The organism is Aliidiomarina sedimenti, from assembly GCF_003986955.1.
Classification (GTDB): domain Bacteria; phylum Pseudomonadota; class Gammaproteobacteria; order Enterobacterales; family Alteromonadaceae; genus Aliidiomarina; species Aliidiomarina sedimenti.
In genome coordinates this window covers 34,643-48,464 of the sequence record NZ_PIPN01000007.1, presented here as the reverse complement: position 1 = coordinate 48,464, position 13,822 = coordinate 34,643, and the positions used below count along the sequence as shown (strand labels likewise).

The 13,822-nt window shown below is 53.9% G+C and carries 12 protein-coding genes; 3 read left to right on the top strand and 9 right to left on the bottom strand.

Features of this window, described 5'->3' with window-relative positions:
- Positions 1-59: 59 nt before the first annotated feature.
- The 6 genes from CWE12_RS13335 to CWE12_RS13310 are packed head-to-tail and all read right to left on the bottom strand — an operon-like array spanning position 60 to position 6,741.
- Positions 60-884 carry a symmetrical bis(5'-nucleosyl)-tetraphosphatase gene (locus CWE12_RS13335; RefSeq protein ID WP_126790212.1) on the bottom strand — a complete coding sequence of 275 codons (825 nt, stop codon included), beginning with the start codon at positions 882-884 and terminating at the stop codon, positions 60-62.
- Positions 885-941: 57 nt separating this feature from the next.
- Positions 942-1,316: a Co2+/Mg2+ efflux protein ApaG gene (gene apaG / locus CWE12_RS13330; protein ID WP_126790211.1), complete on the bottom strand. Its 375-nt coding sequence runs from the start codon at positions 1,314-1,316 to the stop codon at positions 942-944.
- 4 nt (positions 1,317-1,320) lie between these two features.
- Positions 1,321-2,124 carry a 16S rRNA (adenine(1518)-N(6)/adenine(1519)-N(6))-dimethyltransferase RsmA gene (gene rsmA / locus CWE12_RS13325; protein WP_126790210.1) on the bottom strand — a complete coding sequence of 268 codons (804 nt, stop codon included), beginning with the start codon at positions 2,122-2,124 and terminating at the stop codon, positions 1,321-1,323.
- Complete coding sequence (gene pdxA / locus CWE12_RS13320) at positions 2,121-3,107, bottom strand: 4-hydroxythreonine-4-phosphate dehydrogenase PdxA (protein WP_126790209.1); 987 nt, start codon at positions 3,105-3,107, stop codon at positions 2,121-2,123. Before pdxA ends, rsmA begins: the two co-directional genes overlap by 4 nt.
- A complete protein-coding gene (gene surA / locus CWE12_RS13315; RefSeq protein ID WP_126790208.1) occupies positions 3,104-4,390 on the bottom strand; it encodes a peptidylprolyl isomerase SurA in 1,287 nt (428 codons plus the stop codon). Before surA ends, pdxA begins: the two co-directional genes overlap by 4 nt.
- Positions 4,391-4,413: 23 nt before the next feature.
- Positions 4,414-6,741, bottom strand: a complete 2,328-nt coding sequence (locus tag CWE12_RS13310; RefSeq protein ID WP_157981986.1) for an LPS-assembly protein LptD — start codon at positions 6,739-6,741, stop codon at positions 4,414-4,416.
- A 176-nt stretch (positions 6,742-6,917) separates the two neighbouring features.
- Here CWE12_RS13310 and CWE12_RS13305 point away from each other — a divergent pair, with 176 nt between their 5' ends.
- The 3 genes from CWE12_RS13305 to djlA are packed head-to-tail and all read left to right on the top strand — an operon-like array spanning position 6,918 to position 9,475.
- Positions 6,918-7,925 carry an aminoglycoside phosphotransferase family protein gene (locus CWE12_RS13305; RefSeq protein WP_126790206.1) on the top strand — a complete coding sequence of 336 codons (1,008 nt, stop codon included), beginning with the start codon at positions 6,918-6,920 and terminating at the stop codon, positions 7,923-7,925.
- A complete protein-coding gene (gene murU / locus CWE12_RS13300; RefSeq protein WP_126790205.1) occupies positions 7,913-8,590 on the top strand; it encodes an N-acetylmuramate alpha-1-phosphate uridylyltransferase MurU in 678 nt (225 codons plus the stop codon). The genes CWE12_RS13305 and murU overlap by 13 nt, the downstream gene beginning before the upstream one ends.
- 21 nt (positions 8,591-8,611) lie before the next feature.
- Positions 8,612-9,475: a co-chaperone DjlA gene (gene djlA / locus CWE12_RS13295; protein WP_126790204.1), complete on the top strand. Its 864-nt coding sequence runs from the start codon at positions 8,612-8,614 to the stop codon at positions 9,473-9,475.
- Here the strand turns inward: djlA and CWE12_RS13290 are convergent, their stop codons facing one another.
- The 3 genes from CWE12_RS13290 to CWE12_RS13280 are packed head-to-tail and all read right to left on the bottom strand — an operon-like array spanning position 9,476 to position 13,683.
- Complete coding sequence (locus CWE12_RS13290; RefSeq protein WP_126790203.1) at positions 9,476-10,303, bottom strand: DUF3530 family protein; 828 nt, start codon at positions 10,301-10,303, stop codon at positions 9,476-9,478.
- A gap of 45 nt (positions 10,304-10,348) precedes the next feature.
- Positions 10,349-11,044: a pseudouridine synthase gene (locus tag CWE12_RS13285; protein WP_241984213.1), complete on the bottom strand. Its 696-nt coding sequence runs from the start codon at positions 11,042-11,044 to the stop codon at positions 10,349-10,351.
- Positions 11,041-13,683: a helicase-related protein gene (locus tag CWE12_RS13280; RefSeq protein WP_126790202.1), complete on the bottom strand. Its 2,643-nt coding sequence runs from the start codon at positions 13,681-13,683 to the stop codon at positions 11,041-11,043. The genes CWE12_RS13285 and CWE12_RS13280 overlap by 4 nt, the downstream gene beginning before the upstream one ends.
- Positions 13,684-13,822 lie beyond the last annotated feature (139 nt).

Here is a 13,822-nt window from a genome sequence, read left to right as displayed (position 1 = left end):
TAACGAATGCACTATATCGAAATTTTGAGCAATTTGAAATTGCATTCACCGCAGCCCGGCTACTTTACATCCGTGAACGCTGCTTGAGTGACGAAACTTTGCTGGTCGATATTCAGCAGTGTGAGCTTGTTTCCCCATACACAGCCCGTGTCGAGCGCAATAATGTCCTCTCGTCCGGTTTTTCCGTTTAGTGCTGCCCAGTGGCCGAACATTATTTGTATCGGCGAGGGTGGATAAAAGTTGAACCAGGGTAATAAGTCGGCATCAGCCTGTTGCGGCGACAGTTTTGAGGTCAGATCTAAATGCAGCCCATCGTCTTCCTGGCGACAGAAGCGCATGCGGGTGAAAGCGTTGACAATGAAACGGAAGCGTTCGATACCAGTGAGCTTGTCGCACCAGCGCGTTGGTTCGTTGTGATACATCTGTTGCAGGTAATCTTGATAATCATCACCCTGCAATTGAGCACTTACCTCATCGGCGAGGGTCTGGGCCTGGGCAAGTGACCACTCCGGGTAGACCCCGGCATGAACGATAACAGAGTCTGAAGCGGGTAGATGCAGCATGAGAGGCTGTTGGCGTAACCACTCAATCCAGAACTCAGTTTCTTTACCCTGGTGAATCATGTCGGTATTGTCTTTAGGATGGGCCTGGCGCACACCACACAACACCGCCAGCAAATGCAGATCGTGATTGCCCAGCACGCAGCCAAAGGCATCGCCTAATTCCACGGCAAACTGTAAAACCTGCTGTGAATGAAGTCCACGCCCGACCAGGTCGCCGACACTCCAGAGCTTGTCAGTGACAGGGTCGAAGGCCACTTTATCAAGCAGCGCTTTTAGTTCATCAATACATCCATGGATGTCGCCAACCGCGTAGTGAGCCATAGCTGTGTCTTTTGGTTAGTAGAACGTGTCTGTTAGTCGGGCTTTCTGGTCGATGTTCTAGTGGAGTATGTGCGGTACCGCAAGACGAAACGCGGGAATAGCCACCTGGTGCAGTTCACCCTGCTGGTCACAGATCCCGTAGTGGCCATGCATGCTGCCAATCGGAGTGGTCAGCACGGTGCCACTGGTATAGCTGAACGCTTCGCCCGGCTGGATGACCGGCTGTTTGCCCACCACCCCATCTCCGGCTACCTGTGTCACTTTGCCGTCTGCATCGTTGATTGTCCACTCCCGGGTTAACAGCTGAATCGCTTCGCTGCCGTCGTTGGTAATCGTAATGGTATAGGAAAAGACAAATTGCTTTTGCTCCGGGTCAGATTGCGACTGTAGATATCGGGTCTCTACATTGACCAATACGTTGGAACTTAACATTGCTTTATTCACGCTCCGCAAGCCAGTTTGCCAGTCGGCAGAAATCATCAACACTGAGAGTTTCCGGCCGTGCCGCGGGGTTGATCCCCAGACTTTCTAAGTCGGCCTCGGTCATCAGTTCTTTAAAGTTATTGCGAATTGTTTTACGCCGTTGGTTGAAGCCTGTCAGGCAAACCTGGTTAAGTAATTTACGATCTTTTACTTCAACTCTGGGGGTGGTTAAAGGGCGTAACCGAACCACCGCCGAATTGACTTTAGGTGGCGGGGTGAAGGCACCTGGCGGCACATCCAGCACCGGCGTGACTTCGCAGGCTTGTTGGATCATCACCGTGAGGCGGCCAAAGGCTTTGCTTCCCGGCTCCGCTCCCATCCGGTCGACCACTTCTTTCTGCAACATAAAATGCATGTCTTCGACCACATCCAGTTGTTGCAACAAGTGGAAAATCAACGGGGTTGAGATGTTATAGGGCAGGTTGCCGAACACCCGCAGCGGTTTACCCAGCTCTTTGCTGAGCGCCGCAAAGTCAAATTTCAGCGCATCAGCGCGGTGCACAGTCAGCTTGTCTTTTAAAAACGGGTGGCTCTCCAGGCGGTCAGCCAAATCTCTGTCCAGCTCGACCACATGCAGGTGACCACAGGCATCGGCAGCCGGTTCAGTCAGTGCCGCCAGGCCGGGGCCTATTTCAACTAACGCCTGACCCGGTTGCGGGTGGATAGCGCCAACGATGGAATCGATCACCCCCCCGTCATGGAGGAAGTTCTGACCGAAACGTTTACGGGCTCTGTGCCCTTGATGAACTTTACTCATAATGCTTTGGTTGCCATGCTAATAGCTTGTTCGAGGGCAAGCTTGAAACTGCCGGGATGGGCGTTACCTCGACCCGCTAAATCAAGAGCTGTGCCATGGTCGACTGAGGTGCGGATAAATGGCAAGCCCAGGGTAATGTTAACTGCGGCGCCGAAACCTTTGTACTTCAGTACCGGCAAACCCTGGTCATGGTACATCGCAAGCACTGCATCTGCCTGTTCCAGGTATTTTGGCTGAAAAATGGTGTCTGCAGGTAACGGACCCTGAAGCTGGTAACCGTGCTCCTGCCGTAATTGTTCCAGGCATGGCTCAATAACAGCCTGTTCCTCGCTTCCCAGATGGCCGTTTTCGCCGGCGTGAGGGTTGAGACCGCACACCAGAATACGCGGTGCGGGGAGGTTAAACTTACTCACCAAGTCCTGATGCAGGATATGAATCACTTTTTCCAGGCGTTGTGTGGTAATCGCTTTCGCCACATACGCGAGCGGAATATGGGTAGTGACCAGTGCAACGCGTAACCCCTCAGTGGCCAGCATCATCACGACATCGTTGCAACCTGCCTGGTGAGCAAAGAATTCGGTATGGCCGCTGAAGGGGATACCCGCTTCGTTAATAATACCTTTGTGCACAGGGCCGGTGACCACTGCCGCAAACTCGCCGCTAAGATTACCTTCACAGGCTAAGCGCAGGGTTTCAATCACATAACTACCGTTGGCGTCATCAAGCTGGCCGGCTACTGTGGGTTTGGCGCTGGCGACATGGCGAATGCACAGTTCACCCGCAGCAGTGGGCTGCGCTGGCTGGTCTGGTTCATAACTGCGCAGGTGCAGTGGTAACTGAAGTAAACTGGCTCGTGCCAGCAGCAGTTCACGGTCGGCAAAAACAACCAGCTCAGCAGGCCATGCCTGCTGAGCTAACTGAATAATTAAATCAGGACCGATGCCAGCGGGCTCCCCCGCTGTTACAGCTAAGCGAAGGGTCACTCTTCAAGCACCTCGACATAAGCACGGTCGCGTAGCTCTTGTAACCAGATATCCAGTTCTTCGCGGTACTTACGGGAAAACAGCATGTTACCCGCCTGGTCCTGCTTGCGCTGTTCAGTCACGTCCTGGGTACGGCGATCCTGAACTTCAAGGATGTGCCAACCATGGGTGGTACGGAACGGCTCACTGATATAGCCAATCTCCTGATTCTCCGCTTTCTCACGGAATTCAGGGACATACATTGAGGGGTCTGCCCAGCCGAGGTCTCCGCCGGCGCGTGCTGAACCGGTATCAGCCGAGTGCTCCTCAGCCAGTTCGGAAAACTCCTTTTCGCCACTCATAATCTGTTCGCGGAATTCGGCTAACATTGAGCGGGCACGGGCGTCAGACAAAATAACCGAGGGTTGAATCAGAATATGGCGCGCTTTCACTTCTTCCGCCGTAAACACTTCGGCACCGCGAACATCGTTGACCCGTAAGATATGGAAACCGATCCCGGAACGCAGTGGACCGACGATATCACCTGCCTGGGCGCCTTCTACAGCATCTGCAAATAGCGTTGGCATGGTATTGATGGTCATCCAGTCCATTTCGCCACCATCCAGTGCGTTAGACGCAGAGGAGGCAGTCACTGCAAGTTCAGCAAAGTCATCACCTTCTGAAAGACGGTTAAGCACCGCACTCGCTCGCTGCTCGGCTGCGCTTTCATCGTTTTCTCCGCTGTCGTCCTGAAAACTGATCAGTATATGGCTCAAATTGTACTCGGTAGTGGAGTCACCCTGTTCATCAATGATCTCTACCAGGTTATTAATTTCCTGTGGACTGATATAAACCCGCCGCTGAACGGTTGCACGCTGCACTTCGTTGGTTACGATCTGCTCACGGACGTTCTCCCGGTATTGACGCCAGGACTCGCCGTCCGCCTCAATCTGCGTCCGCATCATATCGACTGTCATCTCGTTGTCGGAGGCAATAGAAGCGATGGTCTGGTCGAGTTGAGCATCACTGATGCGAATACCCATGCGCTCGGCTAACTGCATTTGCAGTTTCTGAGAGATGAGGCGTTCACTGGCCTGAGTGCGTAACACATCGTCACTTGGAAGTGAGCGGTTAGCACTGCGGCTGTCACGTTTAACCTGCTGAATAAGACTCTGAATTTCGCTTTCCAGAACGACCGTGTTATCAACAATAATAGCGACGCGGTCTAGCGACTGTTGTGCCAGGCTTGATGCCGATACTAGCAGCATGCTCAGAGCTATGATCCAGGATGTTACTACTCTCATAAAATATCCATTAATTGTGTACATTAATCACTTAAGTAAAATGGGCGACGATAGCCAAAAATGCCTTGTTGCAGCATGCCCGCGAGGCTAGAGCGGTCACTACTTAGGCCTGTAATAACAAATTGCAGACTGAGACCGTTGTCAAATTCAGCTGGTGACAGGCTCTGTTGCGACTGGATACCTTCGAAGTTGCGGTCGATCCGCCGATAGGCACTTAAGCGCACTGCCCAGCAGCAGCTTTCATATTGGACGCCGAAATTTGCATCCAGGGTCCGGCTATTGCCGAGGTCCCGGTAATAGTGCCCAGCTACCGACCACTGTGAGCGAAGCTGCCAGGAACCCAGCATACCAACCTGTTCAACGTCAGTTTCCGTACCAATAAGACCGCGAACCTGACGGAAGTTCAACTGTATCAAATTGCTATTATCTTTACGATATTCAACAGCAGACCGGCTTTTCTGCATTTGGTTCAGTTCACTGTCGTACTGAGCACTGGCGCTGAAGAACCAGCGACTGCTAATACGAAAATCGACTTCTGCAGCCAATTCTGACGAGGTATCAGTAATTTGAGTCGAGTTATCAAACAACTGAGTTTCGCTGTCATCAAAGTAAAATATCTGACCGATGCTAAAGCGCATAAGTTCTTCGGCACTCTGATTAAAAATACTGGTGGTAGCGCCGACCGTTACCTGGTTGGCATCAGCTATCCGATCCAGTCCGGAGAAACGACGTTTGCGAAACAGTCCATTGTAATCGTCCTGCAACGGCACTGAGTCATACACCCCAATATTGCGTTGGTCGCGATAGGGGGTGTAAAGAAACTGCACCTGAGGTTGCAGAGTCTGAATTCCGGTCTGATCAGAGAACGAAAACGGGCGTTCAAAGTTCAGTTGGCCGTGCAGTCGCAATTCAGGTAACGCCCGGGTAATCGAACGGTCTACCAGTTCACCGTTTTCAATCAGGGTTTGTTCATAATGGGTTAGCAGCATGCGTCCTTCTGAACTCCACTCCCAGCCAGGGCGTCGCATGAGGTAGCTAACGCCTGTCTCGGTGTGAAAGCGCGAGGCTTTTTCCGGTGAGCCGCTTTGGCGCTCGAAGTGCGTCAGTTCGTTCTGCCAGTCCAGACGCAGGCCCTGCCTTACTGGCTGGCCGGTGTCGTAGTCGACGCTTAGCCGGGGAAGGGTGCGGAACGCGCTTTGGTAGGGCCCCAGTAACTGAAAATCTTCAATCTGTAATTGGCCCTGCCAGCGATTATTGGAGTAATCTGCCTGCCCGCGGCGATAGATATGCGAGTCCGCCCGGTTAGCAAAGTCGCTGCCGAAATCATTAAAGTAATTTACATCACTGACCGAGCTGGCATCGATGTAGGTGCTCCAGTTGTCACTGATATGAGCAAGATGTTCAACCCGCCAGTAGGAGCGAGAGCCTTCATCCTGACGATCATTATCCTGGTCGAGAAACTCCAGATTGACCTGAGCGAGTTGGCGCTGGTCCATATAGCGCCCTTCCGCCATGCCCATAATCCCCCGCTGAGACATGTAGCGTGGGGTTATGGTGGCGTCGTAGTTGGGCGCCAGGCTAAAATAGTAAGGCTGCGCGAGTTCAATTCCGTTGCGACCTGATGACGTTATTGTGGGGTGCAAGAAGCCGGATTTGCGCTCGTCGGTAAGCGGAAAAGAGAAACTTGGCACATACAGTACCGGAATATTGAACAAGCGCACCTGAGCCCCACGCGCCCGGCCCCAGCCTTCGCCTTCGTTCATTTCGATACTGCGGGCGCGGATTTCCCACGGGGGGCGGTCGCCGGGGCAGGTAGTAAAGCTGGAACGGTTGAAATTGAGAGAACGGGTGTTGTCGACATTGGTGATGTGGAGTCCGCGGGCCGCTCCTCTGGCTGAGGTGCCCACCAGATAATAATCAAGCTGATGAATAGACGCCGTCTGCGCCCGGGTGTTTGCTTCAATACTCTCGCCGCGTACCGCGACATAGCCGTCCGTGTAGACCAGCCCACCAGTGGCGCTCAAAGACCCTTCAGCCTGATTAAACTGCGCCTGCTCCGTTTGAATATACTGGTTCAGATGGCGGATCTCGACATTGCCACTAAACGAAGCCTGATTATTGCGCCGCATATCGAATTCATCTGCATTGACTTCAAGGCGTTCGCTGCCGTCTGCACGCACCGAGGCATCCATGCCTGTGTTGATCACGGCATTCTTCATCACGGCATTGTGCAGCACCGGATTAACCCCTTCGCCGACGTGTGTGACTGGGTCTGGTAACCACTCGGGAGGAGCAGAACACTGCTCGGTCAGCGATGGCGGATTAGAATTTGCCTGTACTGGGGCTGCCAAAAGCAGCGGTAACAAGATAACAGTTGGCAGATGCCCGGGATAATGCACCGTGACTGGCTCCGTCAGTTAGAATGAATAGGTGTCGCAAAAGGCGTTTATGATAAAGCAATTTCCTTCGCGCGGCTATTTGATAAGATAGACCTTTTATACAGATTGACGAATAGGAGCGCCATATAGTGACTGACATTCGGCAGCAGCAGTTAGCCAGTTGGCTGGAGACTCAGCCTGAGTGCCCAGCGGGAGCGCTACAGAGTGTTTCCGGTGACGCCAGTTTTCGGCGTTATTTTCGATACCCGTATGCGGGTAGCTGGCGCATAGCCGTTGATGCACCCCCGCCGCATGAGTCGTTGCAGCCGTTTATGGCGATAGCACAACGTTACGCTGACGAAGGCGTACCAGTGCCACTGGTGCATGCATTTGACGAAAAACAGGGCTTTATGGTGCTCGATGACCTTGGCGATACTTTGCTTTACAGCCAACTGACCGATGAAGCCGCCGCGGCAACCAATTATCAGCAGGCGCTAGCCATGCTGCCGAAGATAATGCGCGTCGCCAGCACCGACCAGGGACCACTGCCAGCCTACTCAGAGCCGCTGCTGCAACGTGAGCTGGATCTCTTTCATGACTGGCTCCTGGAAACCCACTTTGGGCTGACCCTGACCCCGGCGCAACACCAGGTGTGGCTTGAGGCCTGCGATCTGCTGAAAGACAACGCACTGTCTCAACCACAGGTCGGGGTCCATCGGGACTATCATTCGCGCAACATCATGCAAACCGACGAGGGCTTGGCAGTTATCGACTTTCAGGATGCGGTACTCGGGCCTGTTACCTATGATGGAGTCTCTTTGTTGCGTGACTGCTACGTACGCTGGCCGGATCAATTTGTCGCCACTCAGCGTGCATTCCTATACCAGCGGCTCCGCACTGAAAAGCTTCTGGACAGTGAGGTCAGCGAAGAGACTTTTACCCGCTGGTTTGACTTAATGGGGATTCAGCGTCATCTCAAGGCGGCTGGCATATTCGCCAGACTGAACCATCGTGATGGTAAACCCGGCTACATGGCCGATGTGCCGCGCACCTTAGGCTACATCAAGGATGTCAGCCAAGGGTACCCGGACCTAGCAGAGTTTTATGCGCTGTTAACGGATATTTTGCCAGGAGCCTCGTTTTCATGCGAGCGATGATCCTGGCGGCTGGCCGTGGCAGCAGAATGCGTCCATTGACCGACCAGTTACCAAAGCCATTACTGACTGCTGCAGGTACGCCGTTAATTGACTACCATTTGCATAAGCTGGCGAAGGCTGGGGTCACCCATGTGGTGATTAATCATGCCTGGCTTGGTCAACAGCTTGAGGCGCATATCGGTGACGGCAGTCGGTTTGGGGTCAGCGTTGCGTGGTCTCCTGAGCCAGCAGGGGGGCTGGAAACCGCTGGTGGCATTATTCGCGCCTTGCCCATGCTCGGCGATGAGCCATTTATCGTGGTCAATGGTGATGTCTGGAGTGACATTGATTACCATGAATTGCCGGCTCAGCTTGGCGACGCCCATGGTCACCTGGTGCTGGTTGAAAACCCGCCTCACCATAGCGAGGGCGACTTTGCTCTCAACCACGGTCGAATTAGCCTCGAAACAACGCCACGCTACACCTTTAGTGGCGTAAGCGTTATCAGCCCGCAGCTTTTTGCCGGGTTCGATGAGGGTTTTCTTAAACTGCGTCCTGTCTTTGAACAGGCAATTCACGGCGGCTTGCTAACCGGCCGACTGCACCAGGGCTACTGGTGCGACGTAGGGACGCCACAACGTTTAGCTGAGCTCGATCGATATTTACGCATCGACCTCGACCATTAGTGAGGAAAAAGTAGCAGGCTTATGTGGGGAAAAATTGTTGGTACAGTGCTTGGCCTTTTACTGGCGCGCCTTCCGGGCGCAATTTTGGGGTTTTTAATCGGTCATTGGTTTGATCATGCGTATCGTCAGCAGGTAAACGAAGGGGGTGGTTTTGCCAGCTTATTTAAAGATCAGCGGTTAAACTCAAAACAGGCGACGTTTTTCTACGCCATGTTTGCGACCCTGGGTCACCTGGCGAAGAGCAAGGGCCGTGTCACCGAAGTGGATATTGCTCAGGCTCAGCAGCTTATGAGGGAGCTTGAGTTACATGGCGACATGATGCGTGAGGCACAGGAGGCGTTTCGCGAAGGCAAGCAGGCGAATTTCCCGTTAGAGAAAACGTTAAAGCAGTTTCGCCAGGATAGTCGTGGCCGCTTTGATCTTTTACAGCTCTTTATGGAACAACTAGTGGTTGCGGCGTTGAATGACCGCCGTCTGCAGCGCAGTGAATACGATGTCCTGTTGCGCGCTGCCCGGGCATTGGGGTTCAATAAGTTTCAGCTGGATAAATGGCTGCTCATGACCGGGGCGAGCGCTCGTTTCGCCCAGTCTTCAGGTTCACAGCAGCGCACCCACCATCGCCAGCAGTCCCGTAGCGGCGGCGAACAGTACCGGCGGCAACAGCAGGCAGGCTCGCTGGAAGATGCCTATCAGGCACTCGGGGTTGAAGCCTCGGTTAGTGACGAACAGGTTAAAAAGACCTATCGCAGTCTGATGCGGCAATATCATCCGGATAAACTGGCTGCTCAGGGGGTGCCGGATCAAATGATGAAAAAGGCGACCCAGCGCTCACAGGAAATTCAGGCAGCGTATGAAAAGATTAAGCGCGCACGGCGGGCCGCCTGATCAGAAGTCTTCGCTTTGCAGCCAGCCATACACATGGTGTTGTAAATAGCGCGGCTGCTCAGCATGACGACCAGCGGGGAGTATACGCTGACGATAACTGAGGTGATTGTGGCGTCGTGCCTGCTGCTGTCGTCTGGAATTTGTGTCAGTGGCCCAGCTATTGCCGTCACCGGGTGCTAAGTCAAGCAGCGGGATCCGCAGTTCAGCCAGGGTGGTCGCCAGCGCCTGGTTCAGTTGCCACTGTGGGTAATACACACCATGCACAATCAACGCATCGATTTGAGCAAATTCACCCTCCGCCATTAAATCTGCAAGCAGTGCTGCACTGACTCCTTCTGCGACGACGACCAGGGCACCCGTGTGCTCAGCGGTATGGGTAAGTGCGGCGTTCATACGCAGCCGTAACGCGTCTTTCAGGGGCTCCACCGTAGCAGGTTCAGGATAGCGCTCGTACGCATCTTCTGCTTGCCAGGTAAAACTACCAATGTCGGTGGTGGGAGGCTGCAAGGCGAAGGTATACCAGCCATAGCCAATCATACTTTGATACAAAGCCCGTATCGCCGACGACTGCAGCGGATGGGTGCCGACATCCGGCAGCAGGATCATGCGCCCGCGGTCATAGGCCTGTTCATTTTCTTTTTCCAGCAGTAAATACCGATCGTCGTCGTCTTCAAGCCAGACCACCTCGCCAGGCGGCAGGTAGTACTCAAAGTCGTTCTGACTGGCGAAGCTGGCTGAGGAGGCTAGCAAGGCAGCGCCGACTAAAGCAATGCCAAAGGGCTTACCACCAACGAGCGACCATCGCGGATACTGGAAATTTGTTTTCATGCCTCAGGTATCGGCCAGGTTCACCGTTTGCTTTAGTCTGGCGGGTTAAAAAGGTGCCGCCAGGGTGAACGCCTGGGGCTGTCCTGTTATCGGGTGGATGAAACCGATTGACTGCGCATGCAAAAGCAACCGTCGAGCCGCCCGTTGCGATGTCTCAGTGCCATACAGCCGGTCGCCTAAAATTGGGCAACCGAGCGCGTTCATATGCACCCTGAGCTGATGTGAACGCCCCGTAACCGGACTCAGGATAACGTCTGATACATTCTGTCCGGCGTTATAGTTGAGTACCTCATAACCGGTCAATGAAGGTTTACCCTGGTCAGTACACACCATTTGTTTGGGCCGGTTCGGCCAGTCGCAGCGTAACGGCAGGTCGACCTCGCCCTGAGGCTGGGGCAACTGACCTTCCACGCGGGCATAGTAACGCTTGGTTACGGTCCGTCGTTGAAACTGTTTACTCAGCTCACTTTGTGCTTTTTTGTGTAAAGCAAACAGGATCAGTCCTGAGGTGGCCATGTCGAGCCGGTGAACCACGCGAATTTCTGGCCATACCCGACGCAGACGGCGTTCAAGACTGTCCTGATGAGCAGGGGCTTTGCCGGGGACTGACAGTAAACCGCTGGTCTTATCGGCAACCACAATGTCGTCATCGTAATAGACCAGGCTAAGATACGGATTCTGTGGAGGCTGATAGACGAAATCATCCGTAGCCCGCGACACATGCCCGGTGGTTCGCATCATCCGCCTTCGGTTCCTGCGTTAACAATAACCCGTATGCTATCGATGCTGATCTGTGGCGCCGCGAAGGCTTTTTTCCAGCTCGCCTGTTGCAACTGCAGGGCTTCAATTTCTTCGTCGCGAATGCTGGGGTTGCGGGTTTGCAAATGTTGCAGCCGCTCAATTTCGTTTTCGAGGCCTTGCAAGCGACGTGCTGCAGCGTCTGCACACTGCTGTTGCAGTACTGACTCGGCCTCGGGCAGGGTTTGTTTGACCACTGCCTGTAACGGTTTGCGTAGCGCCTTGATCATTTGCGCGGCCGATTTCTTATTGACGAAGTGGAGTTGCTTGTTGAGTGTATCGGCAGTTATTTTCTGGTTCAGATTGCGGCCCTGGCTATCCAGTAGCAGGCGCACAGGCGCACAAGGGTAGAGCTTTTCAAGTCCCAGCGCGGGGGCTTGCGGTAAGCTGGCCCGGACATGCATTTCTATGAACCAGTGCCCTGCAGGTAGCGCTTTGTTTTTCAGAATGCCGACACAGGCGCTGCCATGGTTATCACAGATCACCAGATCCAGTGCGGTTAGCACCTGTGGATGCTCCCAGGTAAGAAACTGAGCATCATCGTAACGCAGCGCGGTGACACGATCGAAGGTCACCACGCTGCCTTCTTCATCCAGTCCAGGCAAGCCATTGGCGGCAAAATTTTGTCCCGGTTTAATAATTAACCGCTGGTCATCTTTGTCTTCAACCTGAACCCCGAACTGGTCCCAGAAAGCGAACATGAAACTGGCTAGCTCAGTTCTGTGTTCACTTTCTTCAATCGCCTGACACAAAGCCTGAGCGGGCTGCATACGACATGAGTTTAACTCCAGCAAGCGGTCACGACCTGCGGCAAGGTGCGAGCGAATCGCTGCGACTTCGTTGGCGGTACGGGAAATAAAGGCATCGAAGGTTGCGGTATCTGCAGCCAGCGCCGTTTCAAGGTCGTCGCCAAGTTGCTGCATTAAACGGTGGCCAGTGGCATTGGGTTGGGTAAACGCCTGCATTCCTTCGTCGTACCAGCGAGCCAGCCTGGCTTCGCGTGACTCCGGGCTGGCTGCCAGATGAATATCAAATGCCTGCAACTGGCCAATCCGATCCAGTCGGCCTATGCGCTGTTCTAACTTGTCCGGGTGCGTCGGCAAGTCCAGCATGACCAGGTGGCGGGCAAACTGGAAATTGCGTCCTTCGCCGCCAATTTCGGAACTTAACAGCAGTTGTGCGCCGTCTTCGTCGTCGGCAAAAAAAGCGGCCGAGCGATCTCGCTCCAATAACGACATCCCTTCATGAAAGAGTGCGCTATGGCGGCCATAATGGATGCGCAGCAGCGCCGCCACTTCTTCGACATCGGCCTGGGTCTGCATAATCACTAATATTTTATCGTTACTATGGCTGCGCGCCAGATTGTGCAGCCATTCAACTTTGCGTTGCAAACCATCGTCGTCCCCGCTAGTAAGGGGATAGAACTGATAGCGACGCTGCGGGAAACCGGTGATGTTCGCCCGGGTGTTGCGCATTAACACGCGGCCGGTGCCATGTTCGTCGAGCAGCTCGTTCAGCGCCTCGCTATTCTCGTCGAGGTCGGCCGCCTGGTCAGCCACCTGCTGATACTTCTCCTGCTCGGCAACAAAGGCCTCAAGCGAGTGAAAGCGATCCGGGTCAAGCAGGTGAAGCTGTTCAAAATGACTGTCTGCTCCGCCTTGATCAGGCGTCGCCGTAAGTAGTAGCAGACCCGCTTCATGACTCAGTTGCTGAACAACGCTTCGTTGCGGCGCGGTGAGCTGGTGGGCTTCGTCCACTACCACTAAATCCCAGCCAGCCTCCTGCGCAGCTGCCACGTGCTTGTCCTGTTCCAACAGGGACGCCGGGCAAAGCGCCAGCTGAACCTGATTAAACGGGTTTTCTTCGCTCTCCGCTGCGGCCTCACAGAAACTCTGGTCGACAATGGTAAACATCAGATTAAAGCGGCGGCGTAACTCTATCATCCACTGGTGCAGTAACGGGTCGGGGACTCGCACCAGGACGCGTTGGGCCTGAGCATTGAGTAGCTGACTTTGCATAATGAGCCCGGCTTCAATGGTCTTACCCAGACCGACTTCATCGGCTAACAGCACGCGGGGAAACGCGCGCCCACCGACGGTGTGGCCGATATATATTTGATGAGGCAGTAATTCGATACGGGCGCCCAGCAACCCTCTGGCTGGGTGTTCGAGCCAGTCACGCATCGACGCACTGGCTTGCTGGCGCAAATTAAAGTGGCTGACACGGTCAAACTGGCCAGCTAACAGTCGGTTTAGCGGACTACTCAGCTGAACCTGGAAGTGCAATTGAGTTTCAGGAACTTGAACAGGTTGACCGTCTTTCTCGCCATGATAAACCAAAACGCCGGACTGTTCGTCGACCTTACGGACGGTAAAACTCCAGCCATCGGCATGCTGTGCTTCTTCGTCAAGATCCAGACTATGACGGGTCAAAGGCGCTTGCTGGGCCGCGTAAGCCCTTTCTTCGCCGTTGGCTGGGAACAACAGACTGACCTGGCGGCCACTGATCCCGGTCACAATACCCAAACCTAACTCTATTTCTGTTTCACTTAACCAGCGTTGGCCAATTGCAAAGTCGCTCAAAGGGATGCCTTTTTGTCGTTTAACGAATGAACGGAACCGACCGCTATGGTAACAAAGGAGCGTCCGCCTTGGGGTAAAAAAAATGTTAGTAAAAACTCATAGCCAGCACCGGTTAAACTATGCTAATAAATTAACAACC

What these genes read in the sequence shown, in the direction of transcription:
- CWE12_RS13335 (WP_126790212.1), bottom strand. Translation starts at nt 884, where the DNA reads ATGGCTCACTACGCGGTTGGCGACATCCATGGATGTATTGATGAACTA.
- djlA (WP_126790204.1), top strand. Translation starts at nt 8,612, where the DNA reads ATGTGGGGAAAAATTGTTGGTACAGTGCTTGGCCTTTTACTGGCGCGC.
- apaG (WP_126790211.1), bottom strand. Translation starts at nt 1,316, where the DNA reads ATGTTAAGTTCCAACGTATTGGTCAATGTAGAGACCCGATATCTACAG.
- murU (WP_126790205.1), top strand. Translation starts at nt 7,913, where the DNA reads ATGCGAGCGATGATCCTGGCGGCTGGCCGTGGCAGCAGAATGCGTCCA.
- surA (WP_126790208.1), bottom strand. Translation starts at nt 4,390, where the DNA reads ATGAGAGTAGTAACATCCTGGATCATAGCTCTGAGCATGCTGCTAGTA.
- CWE12_RS13290 (WP_126790203.1), bottom strand. Translation starts at nt 10,303, where the DNA reads ATGAAAACAAATTTCCAGTATCCGCGATGGTCGCTCGTTGGTGGTAAG.
- rsmA (WP_126790210.1), bottom strand. Translation starts at nt 2,124, where the DNA reads ATGAGTAAAGTTCATCAAGGGCACAGAGCCCGTAAACGTTTCGGTCAG.
- CWE12_RS13285 (WP_241984213.1), bottom strand. Translation starts at nt 11,044, where the DNA reads ATGATGCGAACCACCGGGCATGTGTCGCGGGCTACGGATGATTTCGTC.